This window comes from Aquabacterium sp., from assembly GCF_036279675.1.
Taxonomy (GTDB): Bacteria; Pseudomonadota; Gammaproteobacteria; order Burkholderiales; family Burkholderiaceae_C; genus Aquabacterium.
In genome coordinates this window covers 1-16,457 of record NZ_DASUIS010000146.1, presented here as the reverse complement: position 1 = coordinate 16,457, position 16,457 = coordinate 1, and the positions used below count along the sequence as shown (strand labels likewise).

The following is a 16,457-nucleotide window of genomic DNA, read 5'->3' as shown; positions in this document are numbered from 1 at the left end:
AGTTTGGTGCGCCCTCAAAATGGGCGGCAAGCCAGCCGGATCTGGTGCGTGGGCGCCATCTCGTTTGGATCTTGTAACAAGCCGATCAGAAAACACGCGCCTCTCATCAAGCACAATCACGCCTGTCACACAGGAGTATTCATGAGCATCAAGTCAGACCGCTGGATCCGCCGCATGGCTGAAGAGCACGGCATGATCGAACCCTTCGAGCCCGGTCAGGTTCGGGCGGCAGCCGATGGCCAGAAAATCGTGAGCTACGGCACGAGCAGCTACGGCTACGATATTCGGTGCGCCCCGGAATTCAAGGTCTTCACCAACATCCATTCCACGGTGGTGGACCCCAAGAATTTCGACGAAAAGAGTTTCGTGGACATCAACAGCGATGTCTGCATCATCCCGCCCAACAGCTTTGCGCTGGCCCGTACGGTCGAGTATTTCCGCATTCCCCGCAATGTGCTGACCATCTGCCTGGGCAAGAGCACTTATGCGCGCTGCGGCATCATCGTCAACGTGACACCGTTCGAACCCGAATGGGAGGGGTATGTCACCCTGGAGTTCAGCAACACCACACCCCTGCCGGCCAAGATTTATGCTGGCGAAGGATGTGCGCAGGTGCTGTTCTTCGAGAGCGATGAAGTCTGCGAAACCAGCTACCGTGACCGAGGTGGCAAATATCAGGGCCAAACTGGTGTGACCCTGCCTAAGACCTGAGTCAGATCGTCCGATAACAGCTGTATCCACCACTTTGGTGGGGCAGCTGTTCATTACGGTCTGTTACAATCGGGGCAGAAACATCGAGCGCAACATAAACGCCTGTCAGGGCGGCGCGTCCGGTACGTGATCCCACTGAAACGGATCTGTCAAATGACAGTCATCCCTGCCAGAAGTACAAAAGCAGAAGGTGGTCATGAAAAAGGGCTGTGCATTCACACAGAGGCCTTGAGGCTTCAGGGAGGGGGTGTCGAGTGTGCATTGATGTCGTTGTAGTAAATTTTTTGGGCCTACCCCCATGCGCCGACCGCTTCAGTCCCCCGCGTTGATCAACGCGTTTTATGACAGCCTTCGTCCTGAGCAGCGTGATACTGCCCAGGCCATGCACAAAGCCATTCTGGCCGCTGCGCCACACCTCCGCCCTGAAGTGAAATGGGGCAACCTGTGTTTCATGAACGATGGCGACAACGTGATGGCCATCGTCCTGCACAAGATGCATGCGCATCTGCAGGTGTTCAATGGTGTCATGCTGGTGGGCGAGTTCCCCGAGCTGGATGGTGCCGGCAAGGGCATGCGCCACATCAAGGTGCGCTATCGCCAGCCCGTCAATGAGCAACTGGTGCGCGAGCTGACCCTGGCTTGTCTGCAGGCCTGGGGCGCATCGCAAGCGCGTTCCGGCCCGCGGTGGGGTTAATTGGTGCGTGACAGCCAACAAAGGCTTGGCTTGATAGCATCACCGACATGCATTTGATGAACGCCGATCTGCACTGCCACTCCAATGTCTCTGACGGGACCTTGTCGCCAGAGGATGTCGCCGAGCGCGCGCGACGAAACGGTGTGGAGTTGTGGGCGCTGACCGACCACGACGAAATCGGTGGTCAGTTGCGAGCAAGGCAGGCAGCGGCGGCTTTGGGCATGTCCTACCTGCCGGGCGTTGAGATCTCGGTCACCTTTGCCGGTCGGACGGTTCACATCGTTGGCCTTGGCTTTGACCCCGAGAACGCGGACATCGTCCAGGGCTTGGCCGATACCCGTGGAGGGCGCGAGCGTCGTGCCCGCGACATGGCAGCCAGCCTCGCAGGTGCCGGTATTCCCGGCGCGTTTGAAGGCGCCCTGAAGTACGTCGGCAACCCGGATCTGATCTCGCGCACGCACTTTGCGCGCTACCTGGTCGAGATCGGTGTCTGCGGTGATCCGCACGAGGTATTCAAGCGCTATCTGACCGAGGGCAAGCCTGGCTTTGTCGAGCACCGGTGGGCCAGCCTGTCGGATGCCGTGTCTTGGGTCGTAGGTGCAGGCGGCGTGGCGGTGATCGCGCATCCTGGTCGCTACGACTTCACACCCAACGAGGAATTCGCCCTCTTCACCGAGTTCAAGGCCCTGGGTGGCCTGGGCGTGGAGGTCGTCACAGGCAGCCACACCGTGGCCGAGTACGGCAAGTACGCCGACATGGCCCAGGAGTTCGACCTGCTGGCCTCTCGCGGCTCCGACTTCCATGATCCAGCAGAGAGCCACACCGACCTGGGCACCTTGCCTGATCTGCCTGGCCGGGTCACACCCGTCTGGGAGGCACTGGCCAGTCGCGTGTTGCATCCATAAGGAAAACACCTTGCATTGGTTGCAAGGCGCGGTAGGCTAGTGGGCTATGGCCCAACTCTTCGAAGTTCACCCCGAACATCCCCAGCCCCGTCTGCTCAAGCAGGCGGTCGAGATCCTCCATCGTGGCGGCGTGGTGGCTTTGCCCACCGATTCCAGCTATGCCCTGGTCTGCCATCTGGATGACAAGGCCGCCGTGGATGAACTGCGCCGTATCCGGGGCGTGGACGAGCGCCATCACCTCAGTCTCTTGTGCCGTGATCTGTCGGAGCTGGCCAATTACGCGCGGGTGGACAACCGACAGTACCGGCTCCTGAAGCTGGCCACCCCCGGGCCTTTTACCTTCATCCTGGAGGCCACCAAGGAGGTCCCGCGGCGTGTGTCGCACCCGTCGCGTCGCACCATCGGTCTGCGCGTGCCTGATCACAAGGTGACCCAGGCGGTGCTGGAGCTGATGGGCCAGCCCTTGCTGGCGACCACGCTCATCCTGCCGGATCAGGAAGAGCCGCTCAACGATGCCAGCGAGATCCGTGAGGCCTTGCAAAAGCGCATCAAGGCTGTGGTGGACGCCGGCGCCTGCCAGATGGAGCCCACGACGGTGATCGACCTCAGCCAGGGCGAAGCGCAGGTAATTCGTCAGGGGCGTGGCGACGTGTCCGCCCTGGGGCTGGATGCGGGCTGAGCAGCAGTCTTGATCGGCGTCGTGAGGGCTTCGGCAATCCAGCCAGGATCAAAACCCAGGTGCCAGTGGCCGCCCACGCGAACGATCGGGGTGCCGGGGGCACCTTGGGCGTCGAACGTGGCTTTGCAACTGGCGTCGCGTTCCACGTCACACTCATCCCAGGCGATACCGTGTGAGCGCAGCCAGAATTTGGCGTCCACACAGAAGACGCAGGTTTGCGTCGTGTAAAGCGTGATGCGCTGCGGCCCCAGATTGGCTTTGATCAGATCCGCTGTGCGGGCCTCCCTCCACCAGTTGATGGCCTTCGAGCCCCCGGCAATCAGCGCCAGCAGCAACACCAATGTCCACAAGGACCCGGTCTTGGGCGGGCGGGGAGGGGTGCTCATGTCAGCAAGTCATCAAGGGCCGCTTGGCGGGGTCGCCTTCTGGCCCAGCTTGCTTTCCTGCCCGGCCAGCAGCTTGCGAATATTGGCTTCGTGGCGCCAGATGAGCAGCACGCTCATCACGATCACGCCAACGGTCATGGCACTGAAGCCCCAGCCTTGTACTTGAATGATCGGTGCTGCCAGCGAAGCCGTCAGCGCTGCGAGCGAAGAGTAACGGAAGACCACCGCCATGCCCAGCCAGACCAGCAGCACCAGGCCCCCCATGGCCGGCGCAAAGCCTAACAACACGCCGGCGGCAGTGGCCACACCTTTGCCGCCCTCGAACTTGAAGAACACGGGCCACAGGTGGCCGATGAAGGCGCCCAGGCCCACCACGGTCACTGTCAGGTTATCCATGCCCATGCTTTGCGCGATCACGACGGGGATGTAGCCTTTGAGGGCGTCAAACAGCAGCGTCAGGATGGCTGCGGCCTTGTTGCCCGAGCGCAGCACGTTCGTGGCGCCTGGGTTGCCGGAGCCGTAGCTGCGTGGATCGGCCAGGCCGAACAGGCGGCTGACGATGACGGCAAACGACAGCGAGCCGATCAGGTAGGCGATGACCGCGCCAATGGCGGCAAGCAGGCGAGGGTCGAGGCTGGAGAGGTTCATGCGCAACGGTGGAGTCTTCTCGTAACAGGGCGCAAGTGTAGTGGCAAGGTGACGTCAGTTCGCCCGACGGGGTTTGTCCCATGATGGGAGGCGCTATCCTTTGCGGACAATCCGCCCATCTTGTTTGCTTCCCGTTAACCGCTGGCAGGCTACCCACCTCATGATCACTTACGAAAACCCCAAGCTCTGGCAGCGCACCTGGGTTCTGGCCATGGTGCTGGGGGGCGGCGTGGGTGTGGCGGCGTGGTGGTGGCAGACACATGCTGCTCAGCAGGCTGAGGCCGCGCCGGAGGCTGCACCGGCGGTATCTGCCAAAACAGGTGCGCAGAAAGCGGTGGCCACTGTGGATTCAGCGCTGCTGGTTCAGCCGAGGATCATGGAAGACGGGAGGCCCTCCGATTTCACCCCTGAAGACTGGTCGGCCTTGAAAGAGGCGATGTCCAAGACGGCCAATCCGCGCAGTGAACTGGAGCGCGTGGTGAAGTACCTGCGCTTTCAGAAGGGCTTCGAGCAATGGCAAAGCCTGCAGGACAGCCCGGATGTGACCACGCGCCATCAACTGGCCAGGCGCTTGCTGGAGCAGATCCCGGATCGTCTGAAGCAGGCTGAACTGACCATGGGCGAGGCGCTCATGCTGGAAGCGGCGCTGTGGACGGATCTGGAGCCCAACGAAGAGTTGCGCAAGCAGAAGCTGGAGCAGGCGCAAAGTGCCTTGACGTCCGCCGCACCCCAACCAGACGCAGAGCAGCAGGCACGCGATGCCAGCCTGCTCAAGGAATACAAGCGCCGTGAGGCTGCCATCCTGGCGGATTTTCAGGCCAAGCCTGAAGGGCAGCGCGACCAGGCCAAGCTGGAGCAAGCCCTGGAAGCGGCGCGCGTGTCGGTTTACGGCCGCAAGAATTGATCGGCTTTGTGACGCCAAGGAGACGGGGAGGTCTATAAAATCCCCCCGTTCATGACCCAAGCGCCCGCCCACCCCCTCAAACCCATCTGGAGCCTGTTGGCCGCAGCCGCCTTGATTGGCGTGCTGTGGTGGCATGCCGCCGTGCTGGCGCCATTTGTCATCAGCCTTGTGCTGGCCTATGCCCTCCATCCCGCGGTGGACAAGCTGGTCAGCTGGCGCCTGCCCAAGTCGGTGGCGGTCACGGTGTGCCTGGTCCTGCTGGCGCTGGTGGTGGCCACGCTGATGGTGCTGCTGGTGCCCATCGTGTCGCAACTGGTGCCGGCCTTGCGGGATCAGCTGCCGGACTTGCTCGTGGCCATCTGGGGCAAGGTGGCGCCCGTGTTGAGCCAATGGGGCATCAAGCTGCCGACCACGGTGGATGCGCTCAAGGCCGAGCTGGTGAAGCTGGTTCAGAGCCACGCTGCGCAGTGGAGCGGCACGGTGTGGACTTCACTGCTCATCGGGGGCAGCAGCATCATGACCCTGGCCGGCTTGGCCGTGTTGGTGCCCATGCTCGCGTTTTACTGGATGCTCGACTGGGAGGCCCTGACCGGGCGGTTCCGCAGCCTGCTGCCGGCACGCTGGCGGCCGCTCGCGCATGACGTGATGGCCGAGTGCGATGAGTTGATGGGCCAGTATCTGCGTGGACAAGCCCTGGTCATGCTGATTCTGGCGGCCTACTACAGCGTTGGTCTGAGCCTGTTTGGCTTCAACCTGGCCTTGCCCATTGGTGTGTTCACCGGTCTGGCCATCTGCATTCCCTATCTCGGGTACGGCCTGGGGCTGGTGCTGGCCATTCTGGCCGGGCTGCTGCAGTTCGGTGTGGGTAACACCGAAGCCACCTCGCCCGTGATCGCCATTGCCGTCGTCTATGGCTTCGGACAGGTCATCGAGAGCTTCTTCCTGACGCCGCGCCTGGTGGGTGAGCGCATCGGCCTGCATCCGCTGGGTGTGATCCTGGCCTTGATGCTGTTTGGGCGCTGGATGGGCTTTGCTGGCGTCGTGATTGCCCTGCCTGTGGCCGCGTTTGCGACCTTGCTGGGGCGGCGCCTGCTGCGGGCCTATCGGTCCAGCGATTTTTTCCTGGCCCAGCAAGCTGGTGAATAGGGCCCTGCCGTGACCTTGTTCGATACCGTGGCCGAGCGCCCGGCACCCCGTACGGCCATGCGCCAGATCCCGCTGGATCTGGGGCCGGCCGTCATGCAAGGCCTGGACGATTTCGTGGTGGGAGGCAACGAGGCTCTGATGGCCTGGCTGCGTGCCTGGCCGCATGTCGAGGGCACGGTGTCGCCTGCCTACATCTGGGGGCCAGCCGGAGCCGGCAAGACGCACCTCTTGCGCGCCATGGTCGAGCGCGCCTTGTCGATGGGCTTCGGCGCCATCTGGCTCAACGCACAAACCTGCCAGATGTGGGATGCGCCCGATCCCATGATGCCGACCCTGGCCGTGATCGACGAATGCGAGCGCCTGGGGGAGGACCACCAGCACCTCGCCTTCAACCTGTTCATCGAATCGGCCAGTTCGCTGGCAGCACAAGCCAGTGGGCAACTGGAGGAACGCGGCAGCGGGCCGTTGCTCATCCTGGCGGCGGGCGCGGTCCCTGCGGTTGACCTGCCGGTGCGTGATGACCTGCGCACGCGCCTCGGTTGGGGCCTGACCTTTGGCCTGAGCCTGCTGGACGAAGGTGGCCTGCGCGCCGCCTTGCACCACGAAGCCACGCGCCGCGGCATCGCCCTGGATGAAGGCGTGGTGAGCTACCTGCTGACCCGATACAGCCGCGATCTGGGCTTTCTGATGAGCCTGCTGGACCGCCTCGACCGGTTCGCTTTGGCCGAAAAGCGCGAAGTCACCGTGCCCTTGTTGAAACAAATGCTGGCCCTGGAGACCGCATGAACAACCTCTGTCTGTTTGATCTGGACCACACCCTGTTGCCGCTGGATTCCGATCACGAATTTGGCGAATTCCTGATTCGCCAGGGCCTGGCCGACGCGGTCGAGTACCGCCAGCGCAACGACGGCTTCTACCAGCAGTACTGCAACGGCACCCTGGTGCTGGGCGAGTACATCCAGTTCACCACCAGCATCTGGCGTGAGATGGATGCGGCTGGCCAGCAGGCGCTGCAACAGGCCTTCATGGACGAGGTCGTTTTCCCTGCCATGAAGCCCCAGGCCATCGAGCTGGTGGAGCGGCACCGTGCCATGGGCGACCTGATCGCCATCGTGACTGCCACCAACGAATTCGTGACCCGGCCCATCGCTGATGCCTTCAACGTGCCTGAGTTGCTGGCCGTGAAGCTCGTCAGGGATAGCCTGGGGCGTGTGACGGGCGACATCGACGGCGTACCGTCCTTCCGAGAGGGCAAAATCACACGTGTGGAACAATGGCTGGCTCAACAGGGTCGCCAGCTGACGGATTTCGATCGCGTCAGCTTCTACAGCGACTCACCCAACGACCTGCCCCTGCTGGAACGCGCCAACGACCCGGTGGCCACCAACCCCAGCCCCGCGCTGGAAGCCGTCGCCCATGAACGTGGCTGGCGCATCCTTAGACTGTTTGCATGATCAAAAGCCTGATAGACAAGATCCTGGGCAAGGCCCCGGCCAAGCGCGCAGGCGCCACTGGAGGCAAGAGTGCCAAGGCGCCCCGCATCCCGACTGGCAAGCGGGTGGACGTGCCCGCCAGCGAGCATGGCATCGACCCCACGCTCGTCGATGACCGCGCCCGCAAGGTCGTGGAGACGCTGCAAGATGCCGGCTACGAGGCCTACATCGTCGGCGGTGCCGTGCGCGACCTGATCCTGGGCCATCGCCCCAAGGATTTCGACGTGGCCACCAACGCCACGCCCGAACAGGTCAAGGGCCTGTTCCGCCGCGCCTTCATCATCGGCCGGCGCTTTCGCATCGTCCACGTGGTGTACGGCCGAGGTCGTGAGCACGAGGTGATCGAGGTCTCGACCTTCCGCGCCTACCTGGACGCCAATGCCGCCGAGCAGGTGACGGGCAACGAAAAGACCTCTCGCAAGGACCTGGCCGACAAGACCCACGTGGTGGATGCCAGCGGCCGCGTGCTGCGCGACAACGTCTGGGGCCCGCAGGACCAGGATGCCGCCCGCCGTGACTTCACCGTCAACGCCATGTACTACGACCCCCGCACGGGCAATGTCGTGGACTACCACGGTGGCATCAAGGACGCCAAGAAGCGCGTGCTGCGCATGATCGGTGACCCGGAGACCCGTTACCGCGAAGACCCCGTCCGCATCATCCGCGTGGTGCGCTTTGCCGCCAAGCTGGGCTTCGAGATCGAACCCAAGACCCGCGCACCGTTGCAGGAGATGGCCGAGTTGCTGTCGAACGTGCCGCAATCGCGCCTGTTTGACGAGATGATCAAGCTGCTGCAGACCGGCCACGCGCAAGCCTCGCTGGACCAGTTGCGCAAGCAGGGCCTGGACCGTGGCGTGTTCCCGATCCTGGATGCCGTGTTCGACGAGGCGCGCCGCCACCCCGGCCGAGACCATTTCGTGCAACTGGCGCTGGCGGATACCGACCGCCGCGTGTCGGAAGACAAGCCGGTGGCGCCCAGCTTCCTGCTGGCCTGCCTGTTGTGGCATGACGTGCTGGATCACTGGAAGCGCAACCAGGCGCAAGGCGAGCCGCCATTCCCTGCGCTGCAATCGGCCACGGATGCCGTCTTCGACGCCCGCATCGGTGACATCTCCGGTCGGGGCAAGCTGGCCGCCGACATGCGCGAGATCTGGACCATGCAGCCGCGCTTCGATCGTCGCTCCGGCAATGGCCCGTTGACCTTGGTGGAGCAACCCCGTTTCCGCGCTGGCTTCGATTTCCTGCGCCTGCGCGCTGCCGCCGGCGAGGCCGATCCCGAGCTGGCCAAGTGGTGGGAAGACTTCTCTCTGGCCGACATGCCCGAGCGCCGCGACCTGATGGACGTCGCCCGCCAGCAGGATCTGGCCAAGCGTCAGCAGCCTCGCGCTGCCGGCGCAGATGGTGGCGAAGGCGCTGTGGGTGGCGATGCCCCTGCGAAGAAGCGCCGTCGTCGTCGCCGCAAGCCGGCCGGTGAGGGCGGTGCGCCCGCCTCGGGCGAAGGTGGAGATTGAGCCAGGGCCCTGATCCCCAGCAGGTGACGGCCTTGTCGGCCGTGCCGCGCCACCGTGCCTTCATCGGCATGGGCGGCAACCTGGGGGATGTGGCCAGGCGTTTGCAGGAAGCTTTACGTGGCCTGGCTGCCTTGCCTGGCACGCAGGTCGAGGCCGTGTCCAGCCTGTATCGCACCAGGCCTGTTGAATCGTCGGGGCCGGATTACCTGAACGCGGTGGCGGTGTTGCAGTCGTCCCTGGGGCCGCGCGAGCTCTTGCACGCCTTGTTGGCGCTGGAGTTGACCCATGACCGTGAGCGGCCGTACCAGAACGCGCCTCGCACCCTGGATCTGGACCTGCTCTGGTACGGTGCCTGCCACTGTGACACACCCACGCTGACCCTGCCTCACCCGCGCATGATGCAGCGCGCTTTCGTGCTGGTGCCCCTGGCGGAGGTGCTCAAGTCCCTCAAGGGGGATGTGATGCCAGCGCTGCCGGATGCCACGGCGGTGGCGGCCCTGGCGCAGGCACAAGGCATCGAAGCCGCAGGGGTGCTTGACCTTCGTTGAGCGCCGGCGGCAAACTGATCGGCTTGAAAAATCGCCCGTTTCGAGGCCTTTTTTGTTCTTTTGAGGCCTGGAGCGCCTGAAATTCGGGCAAGTTTTGAATCCCTCCCCGCCAGAATGCTGGAATATTGTTCAAAACCGGGGTAGAATCTCAGGCTTTGTTGGTGGGGCTTGCTTGCATGCTTGCAAGGAAGTCCACCAGTTGCGAGCGTTTTGAGCAGCGCCGTGCACACCGAGACCGGTCAGCCCGTTTTCGTCCGCGAAATCCGGACGTGGAAACACGGGAGCGGGCCCAGACCCTGGTGGCTTGACGGCAAACCTCTTGCAGGTTTTGTGCAGCAAACTCGAAGCAATCCGCTGGTGGCCGTGTTGGCAGCCCTTTGAATGCATTCAATCTGAAAGCGAATTTGTAATGACGACCATCCGTGTCAAGGAAAACGAGCCGTTCGACGTGGCCCTGCGCCGCTTCAAGCGCACCATTGAAAAGCTGGGTCTGCTGACCGAACTGCGCGCCCGCGAGTTCTACGAAAAGCCCACCGCCGAGCGCAAGCGCAAGAAGGCCGCGGCCGTCAAGCGTCACTACAAGCGCGTGCGCAGCATGCAGCTGCCCAAGAAGCTGTACTGATTCGCTTCTTGCTGTCCAACCCGCACAATGCGCTGATCGCGCTGTAGCCGGGTAGGCACCAAAGCCCGCGCGGGGACGCCCATGCGGGCTTTTGTATTTTTCAGCCCCGTTTTCCTCTTACATCGAGACCGATCATGAGCCTCAAAGAACGCATCACCGAAGACATGAAGACCGCCATGCGCGCCAAGGAAGCCGAGCGCCTGGGCACCATCCGCATGCTGCTGGCCGCCATGAAGCAAAAGGAAGTCGATGAGCGCGTGGAGCTGGATGACGCCATGGTGGTGTCCATCGTCGACAAGCTGATCAAGCAGCGCAAGGACGCCGCGCAGCAGTACGAAGCCGGTGGTCGTCAGGATCTGGCCGACAAGGAAAAGTCCGAGATCGTGGTGCTGGAGGCTTATCTGCCCCAACGCCTGAGCGCTGACGAGATCACGGCCGCCGTCAAGGCCATCGTGGTCGAATTGGGTGCGGCAGGCCCTGGCGACATGGGCAAGGTCATGGGCGCGGTCAAGCAGCGTCTGGCTGGCCAGGCTGACATGGGCCTGGTGTCCGCTGCGGTCAAGGCTGCGCTGGCTGGTTAATCACTGGCAAATGGCTTGCTTGCAACGAAGACGTACATAGCTGGGTAGCCGCCGCTGGAGTGCGGCTACAGTCTCCGGGTTTCATCAAACAGGGTCCACCATGAGCAACGTGTCCTTGACGCCGATCGCAGAAGACGTTTACGCCGCCCCCCAACTCACGCCGGAGGCCATGGCGGCTGCGGCCGAGGCGGGTTTCAAGTCTGTGATGAACAACCGCCCCGACATGGAAGGCGGTGCAGAGCAACCCGCCAGCGCGGCCATCGAGGCTGCAGCCAAGGCCGCTGGCCTGGCGTACGCGTATCTGCCGGTGCAAGGGGGCTATCAGTCGCCCGAAGAAATCGCCAGGTGCGCCGAGCTGCTCAAGACCCTGCCTCGCCCCTTGCTGATGTTCTGCCGCAGCGGGGCGCGCTCCAGCAAGCTGTACATGCAGGCTGTGGCACTCGATCAATAAGGTCGTTTCTTCATGCAAAGCTACATCCGCGTGATGGATGCGGTGTCGCGCTGGTGCGGCAATCTGGCGTCCTGGGCCTTGCTGGCCGCCTGCCTGATCAGCGCAGGCAACGCCACCTTGCGTTACGCCTTCAACATCGGCTCCAACTCCTGGCTGGAGGTGCAGTGGTACCTCTTTGGCATGGCCGTGTTCGCGGGCGCGCCCATGCTGCTCAAGCTCAACGAGCACGTCCGGGTGGATGTGGTCTATGGTGGGCTGCAACCTCGCACCAAGGCCTGGATCGATCTGCTGGGCATCCTGTTCGTGTTGCTGCCGCTTTCCCTGACGGTGGCCTGGCTGGCCTGGCCCTTTGTGGCCGAGTCCTTTGCGCAGCATGAGGTGTCGCCCAGTGCGGGGGGGCTGATCCGCTGGCCGATCAAGCTGGCCATTCCGCTGGGCTTTGGCCTCGTGGCCCTGCAGGGCCTGGCCGAGTTGTTCAAGCGTGTGGGCTATCTGCGTGGCACGTCCAACCTCGATCTGCACTACGAGAGGCCGCTGCAATGATCGAGATGCAACATCTGGCGCCGATCATGTTCGGCTCGCTGGTCTTTGCCATGCTGATTGGCTTCCCGGTCGCCTTCACGCTGGGGGGGCTGGGGCTGGGCTTTGGCTTCTATGCGGTATCGCAAGGCTTCTTCCCTGAAGCCTTCATGTCGAATTTGCCACTGCGTTTGTTCGGCATCGTCTCCAATGAGCTGCTGCTGTCCATTCCTTTCTTCACCTTCATGGGCGCGATCCTGGAGCGCTGCGGTCTGGCGGAGGATCTGCTCGAAGGCACCGGCCAGCTGTTTGGCAGCAAGCCGGGCGGCCTGGGCTTTGCCGTCATCATCGTGGGGGCCATCCTGGGCGCCATCACCGGGACGGTGGCTGCCAGCGTGATCGCCATGGGCGTGATCTCGCTGCCGGTCATGATGCGCAACGGCTACAACATGCGCTATGCCACGGGCGTGATCGCCGCCTCGGGCACGATCACGCAGCTCATCCCGCCGTCGCTCGTGCTGGTGGTGCTGGCTGACCAACTGGGCCGTTCCGTGGGCGACATGTACCGCGGTGCCATCGGCCCGTCCATCATGCAGACGGGGATCTTCCTGTTGTTCACGCTGGGTGTGGCGATTTTCCGCCCGCAGTGGGTGCCACCTCTGCCGGAAGAGGCCCGTACCGAGCGGGGCTGGGCGTTGTTCAAGCGTGTCATGTGGGGCATGCTGCCCTCCGTCGTGCTGATCTTCCTGGTGCTGGGCACACTCTTCATGGGCCTGGCTACGCCCACGGAGGCGGGGGCGCTCGGCGCCATCGGTGGCATGGTGCTGGCGGCCATGCACCGTCGCCTGACGCTGTCGCTGATCTGGCAGGCCATGGATTCGACCATGCGCGTCACCGCCATGGTCATCTTCATCCTGTTGGGCTCCAGCGTGTTTTCGCTGGTGTTCCAGGGCGTGGATGGCAACAAGTGGATCGAGGATCTGCTGTCGAGCCTGCCTGGTGGCCCGGTGGGCTTCCTGATCGTGGTGAACATCTTCGTGTTCTTCCTGGCCTTCTTCCTGGACTTCTTCGAGATCGCCTTCATCATCGTGCCGCTGCTGGCGCCGGTGGCCGAGAAACTGGGCATCGATCTGGTCTGGTTCGGGGTGCTGCTGTGCGTGAACATGCAGACCAGTTTCATGCACCCGCCATTTGGTTTCGCCTTGTTCTATCTGCGTGGCATTGCCGATCAGATTTTCAAGAACAAGGCCATCGAGCGGCCCATCGAATCCAAGGACATCTACCTGGGCGCAATTCCCTGGGTGGTGATGCAACTGATGCTGGTGGCCGTGGTGATCTTCTGGCCCGAGTCGGTGACCTACTGGCTGGACAAGGAGCAGAAGGTCAACGTTGACGATGTGAAGATCGAGATGCAGATCGAAGACACCTCCGCACCGGATCCGGCGGCTTCAGGTGCCAGCGGTGCGTCGGCGGCAGACGGTGGCGGCGATCCGTTGAGCGTGCCGGTACCCGATGTCACACCTGAGGACGATCCCACCAAGGCGGTGAAGGACGCGATCAACGCGAAATGAAGAAGGCCTCCTTCCCAGGAGGCCTTTTTTCATGTCTGCGGAGTGGTGTCGGGCGCCTGGGGCGGAAGCCGGTGCTGACCTCGGTGCATCCACCAGCGCCAGGGGGCGCCGATGATAGGGTGTGCGGCCAGCCGGGCGCCCAGTGTGGGGTTGGCCTTGAAGTGTGCCCAGATGCTGGCCAGCAGCAGGCCCAGGGCAGGGCTGCGTGGCACGAAGGCCAGTGCATAAGCCAGGGCGAAGGTCGCGCAGATCACGCTGGCAGTGCGCCAGGTTCGCTGCAAGGCGTGTTCACCCCATTGCGCATGCATGTGCAGGGCCCGCAAGGGCTGGATGCCGTGCGGCCTCCGCTGGACGGGAGGACGACGGGCAGAAAGAGGGGCAAAGCTCATTGGCGGCTTTCCTGACGCGGGGCGACTGACCCCGGGTAAATCGACCGGTTCGATGCCGTACTTGAGCACGGACCGTGCCTGACATCATTGTCCAGCGACAAGCCTCATGCAAAAAGGGCCCGAAGGCCCTTTTTTGGTGATGGATTACCCGTAAATCAGAGCTTGGCGGCCTGCATGTAGCGGTCGAACGTGGCTTCGGTGAAGCGGAACCACATGTTCTGGTCGCCACGGAATTTGGCGTAATCGGCGTAAACCTTACGCCAGTTGGGGTTCTTCTCGCTCAATTCGCTGTAGATGTCCATCGAGGCCTTGAAGGCTGCGTCCATCACGGGCTTGGGGAACTGAACCAGTTGCGTCTTGGCCGCGACCAGTTGCTTGAGGGCCAGTGGGTTGCGGGCATCGTAGCGGGCCTGCATTTCCACGTGGGCCTGCGAGGCAGCGGCCTCGATCATGGCCTTGTATTCGGCGCTGAGGCTGTCGTAGGCCTTCTGGTTGATGAAGAAGTCGAGTTGCGGACCGCCTTCCCACCAGCCAGGGAAGTGATAGTGAGGCGCGACCTTGTGGAAGCCCAGCTTCTGGTCGTCGTAGGGGCCGACCCATTCGGCGGCATCGATGGTGCCTTTTTCCAGGGCCTGATAGATCTCGCCGCCCGGGATGTTCTGCGGGACGGCGCCCAGGCGCTCGATGACCTTGCCGGCAAAGCCGCCAATGCGCATCTTCAGGCCCTTCATGTCTTCGATGGACTTGATGGGCTTGCGGAACCAGCCACCCATCTGCGCGCCGGTGTTGCCACCGGGGAAGCTGATGATGTTGTACTTGGCGTAGAACTCGCGCATCAGCTTGAGGCCGTTGCCTTCGTACATCCAGGCCGTCATCTGACGCGAGTTCAGCCCGAAGGGGATGGCGCAACCGATGGCGAAGGTTTCGTCCTTGCCTACGAAGTAGTAGGGGGCCGTGTGGGCCATTTCGACGGTGCCGTTCTGCACGCCGTCGACCACGCCGAACGCGGGCATCAGCTCGCCACCAGCGTGTACGGAGATCTGGAACTTGCCGCCGGACATGTCGGCGATCTTTTTGGTGAAGACGTCAGCCGCGCCAAAGATGGTGTCCAGCGACTTGGGGAAGCTGGAGGCCAGGCGCCAGCGCACGGTCGTCTGCGCGTGAACGATGGCGGGGGCTGCACCGGCAGCCAGCACGCCGGCCAGGCCTGCGTGGTTGATGAAGGAACGACGTTGCATGTGGGGCTCCTGAGCGTCTGAGTAACGCCTCGGATTCTAGGAGCGCTGTCAGGCTGCACGGGCTCGGCCCATGCAGGGCTTACCCGCTTGTCAGCTTCCTAGGGGGACGAACGTGGCGCGCCGCCAACGCGCCGGTTCGTCACGCACCCCTGCGGCGCACCAGATCGGCGCGCCAACGCCCGGATCAGTGCCCGGCGATCTTCATCTTCTCGATCAGCACCGAGCCGATGGTCTTGCTGCCATAGGTGTAGGCATCGGCGCCCACCGCCACGATCTGCTTGAACATCTCGCCCAGGTGGCTGGCGATGGTGATCTCGTGCACGGGGTACTGGATCGCGCCGTTTTCCACCCAGTAGCCGGCCGCACCGCGCGAGTAGTCGCCCGTCACGTAGTTGACGCCCTGGCCCATGAGTTCGGTGACGAACAAGCCGGTGCCGAGCTTCTTGAGCATGGCCTTGAGGTTGTCTTTGGGATCTGTGAGCTTGCTGTGCAGCACCAGGTTTTGCGAGCCGCCTGCGTGGCCCGTGGTGCGCATGCCCAGCTTGCGTGCCGAATAGCTGCTCAGGAAGTAGCCCTGCACCACGCCGTTCTTGACCACGCTGCGCTTGCGGGTGAGCACGCCTTCGTCGTCAAACGGAGCGCTGCCCTTGGCCTTGAGGATGTGCGGATCTTCAACGATGTTGATGTGCTTGGGAAAGACGGGCTTGCCCAGGCTGTCAAGCAGGAAGGTGGACTTGCGGTACAGGGCGCCACCGCTGGTGGCTTGCACATAAGCGCCCAGCAGGCCGGCGGCCAGCGTGTTCTCAAACAGCACGGGCACTTCGCAGGTGGCGATCTTGCGGGATTTCAGGCGGGCCAGTGCACGTTCGGCGGCATAGCGGCCCACGGCCTCGGGGCGGGCCATGTCGCGGGCGTCGCGCTCGGAGGTGTACCAGAAGTCGCGCTGCATGTCGTTGCCGCGGCCCGCAATGGGCGAGACCGACAGCGAGTGGCGCGAGCTGGCGTAGCCGCCACGAAAACCGCGGCTGTTGCCCGCAAAGAAGTGCGATTGCTGCGCCGAGACGCCACCGCCTTCGGAATTGGTGATACGCGGGTCGACGCTCAGCGCGGCGTCTTCGCAACGGCGGGCCAGCTCGGCTGCTGCCTCGGCGTCAATCGCCCAGGGGTGGAACAGGTCCAGATCGCGGGTGGCGTGGCGGCCCATGGCCAGGTCTTCCACATCGGGCAGGCCGGCGGCCGGGTCTTCCGCGGTGTAGCGGGCGATGTCGTAAGCCGCACGCACCGTTTGTTCCAGCGCCTGGGGCGAGAAGTCGGACGTACTGGCATTGCCGCGGCGTTGGCCCACGTAGACGGACACGCCGATGCTCTTGTCGCGATTGCGCTCGACGTTTTCGAGCTTGCCCTTGCGCACGGAGACCGACAGGCCGGCGCCTTCGGACACTTCAGCCGCCGAATCGGTGG

The 16,457-nt window shown here is 63.4% G+C and carries 20 protein-coding genes; 15 read left to right on the top strand and 5 right to left on the bottom strand.

Annotation, left to right across the window (positions count from 1 at the left end; all coding sequences use genetic code 11):
* Positions 1-141 precede the first annotated feature (141 nt).
* The 4 genes from dcd (at position 142) to VFW93_RS16680 (ending at position 2,989) form a co-directional block, all read left to right on the top strand.
* Entirely contained in the window at positions 142-711 is a 570-nt protein-coding gene (gene dcd / locus VFW93_RS16695) for a dCTP deaminase (protein ID WP_290641812.1), read from the top strand.
* A 298-nt stretch (positions 712-1,009) separates the two neighbouring features.
* Positions 1,010-1,405, top strand: coding sequence for an iron chaperone (locus tag VFW93_RS16690; protein WP_290678903.1), 396 nt, complete (start codon positions 1,010-1,012; stop codon positions 1,403-1,405).
* A gap of 47 nt (positions 1,406-1,452) precedes the next feature.
* A complete protein-coding gene (locus tag VFW93_RS16685; protein WP_329695084.1) occupies positions 1,453-2,310 on the top strand; it encodes a 3',5'-nucleoside bisphosphate phosphatase in 858 nt (285 codons plus the stop codon).
* A 46-nt stretch (positions 2,311-2,356) separates the two neighbouring features.
* Complete coding sequence (locus VFW93_RS16680) at positions 2,357-2,989, top strand: L-threonylcarbamoyladenylate synthase (protein WP_329695083.1); 633 nt, start codon at positions 2,357-2,359, stop codon at positions 2,987-2,989.
* On the opposite strand, the gene VFW93_RS16675 is transcribed toward VFW93_RS16680, so the two are convergent.
* Complete coding sequence (locus VFW93_RS16675; RefSeq protein WP_329695082.1) at positions 2,944-3,375, bottom strand: glutaredoxin family protein; 432 nt, start codon at positions 3,373-3,375, stop codon at positions 2,944-2,946. The genes VFW93_RS16680 and VFW93_RS16675 overlap by 46 nt on opposite strands.
* 12 nt (positions 3,376-3,387) lie before the next feature.
* A complete protein-coding gene (gene plsY / locus VFW93_RS16670) occupies positions 3,388-4,023 on the bottom strand; it encodes a glycerol-3-phosphate 1-O-acyltransferase PlsY (RefSeq protein ID WP_329695081.1) in 636 nt (211 codons plus the stop codon).
* Positions 4,024-4,183: 160 nt separating this feature from the next.
* Here plsY and VFW93_RS16665 point away from each other — a divergent pair, with 160 nt between their 5' ends.
* The 11 genes from VFW93_RS16665 (at position 4,184) to VFW93_RS16615 (ending at position 13,369) form a co-directional block, all read left to right on the top strand.
* Positions 4,184-4,927, top strand: coding sequence for a hypothetical protein (locus VFW93_RS16665; protein WP_329695080.1), 744 nt, complete (start codon positions 4,184-4,186; stop codon positions 4,925-4,927).
* A gap of 51 nt (positions 4,928-4,978) precedes the next feature.
* On the top strand, positions 4,979-6,073 hold the full coding sequence (locus VFW93_RS16660) for an AI-2E family transporter (protein ID WP_329695079.1): 1,095 nt from the start codon (positions 4,979-4,981) through the stop codon (positions 6,071-6,073).
* Between the two features lie 9 nt (positions 6,074-6,082).
* The gene (locus VFW93_RS16655) at positions 6,083-6,859 is read left to right on the top strand and encodes an HdaA/DnaA family protein (protein WP_329695078.1); all 777 of its coding nucleotides are present in this window, start codon (positions 6,083-6,085) and stop codon (positions 6,857-6,859) included.
* Positions 6,856-7,527, top strand: a complete 672-nt coding sequence (locus VFW93_RS16650; RefSeq protein WP_329695077.1) for an HAD family hydrolase — start codon at positions 6,856-6,858, stop codon at positions 7,525-7,527. The genes VFW93_RS16655 and VFW93_RS16650 overlap by 4 nt, the downstream gene beginning before the upstream one ends.
* Positions 7,524-9,077, top strand: coding sequence for a polynucleotide adenylyltransferase PcnB (gene pcnB / locus VFW93_RS16645; RefSeq protein ID WP_329695076.1), 1,554 nt, complete (start codon positions 7,524-7,526; stop codon positions 9,075-9,077). The genes VFW93_RS16650 and pcnB overlap by 4 nt, the downstream gene beginning before the upstream one ends.
* 68 nt (positions 9,078-9,145) lie before the next feature.
* On the top strand, positions 9,146-9,625 hold the full coding sequence (gene folK, locus VFW93_RS16640; RefSeq protein ID WP_329695152.1) for a 2-amino-4-hydroxy-6-hydroxymethyldihydropteridine diphosphokinase: 480 nt from the start codon (positions 9,146-9,148) through the stop codon (positions 9,623-9,625).
* Positions 9,626-10,034: 409 nt separating this feature from the next.
* Positions 10,035-10,247 carry a 30S ribosomal protein S21 gene (rpsU, locus tag VFW93_RS16635; protein WP_012346814.1) on the top strand — a complete coding sequence of 71 codons (213 nt, stop codon included), beginning with the start codon at positions 10,035-10,037 and terminating at the stop codon, positions 10,245-10,247.
* 134 nt (positions 10,248-10,381) lie between these two features.
* Complete coding sequence (locus VFW93_RS16630) at positions 10,382-10,828, top strand: GatB/YqeY domain-containing protein (protein ID WP_329695075.1); 447 nt, start codon at positions 10,382-10,384, stop codon at positions 10,826-10,828.
* 100 nt (positions 10,829-10,928) lie between these two features.
* Positions 10,929-11,279, top strand: a complete 351-nt coding sequence (locus VFW93_RS16625; protein ID WP_329695074.1) for a TIGR01244 family sulfur transferase — start codon at positions 10,929-10,931, stop codon at positions 11,277-11,279.
* Between the two features lie 12 nt (positions 11,280-11,291).
* On the top strand, positions 11,292-11,822 hold the full coding sequence (locus tag VFW93_RS16620; RefSeq protein ID WP_329695073.1) for a TRAP transporter small permease subunit: 531 nt from the start codon (positions 11,292-11,294) through the stop codon (positions 11,820-11,822).
* Entirely contained in the window at positions 11,822-13,369 is a 1,548-nt protein-coding gene (locus VFW93_RS16615) for a TRAP transporter large permease subunit (protein ID WP_329695151.1), read from the top strand. The genes VFW93_RS16620 and VFW93_RS16615 overlap by 1 nt, the downstream gene beginning before the upstream one ends.
* A gap of 29 nt (positions 13,370-13,398) precedes the next feature.
* Here VFW93_RS16615 and VFW93_RS16610 read toward each other — a convergent pair whose 3' ends face one another.
* From VFW93_RS16610 to pmbA, 3 genes are all read right to left on the bottom strand, one after another.
* The gene (locus tag VFW93_RS16610; protein WP_329695072.1) at positions 13,399-13,758 is read right to left on the bottom strand and encodes a hypothetical protein; all 360 of its coding nucleotides are present in this window, start codon (positions 13,756-13,758) and stop codon (positions 13,399-13,401) included.
* A gap of 155 nt (positions 13,759-13,913) precedes the next feature.
* Positions 13,914-14,996: a TRAP transporter substrate-binding protein gene (locus tag VFW93_RS16605; protein ID WP_329695071.1), complete on the bottom strand. Its 1,083-nt coding sequence runs from the start codon at positions 14,994-14,996 to the stop codon at positions 13,914-13,916.
* Positions 14,997-15,180: 184 nt separating this feature from the next.
* Positions 15,181-16,457, bottom strand: a 1,277-nt coding sequence (pmbA, locus tag VFW93_RS16600) for a metalloprotease PmbA (RefSeq protein ID WP_329695070.1), incomplete at its 5' end; no start/stop codon positions are given.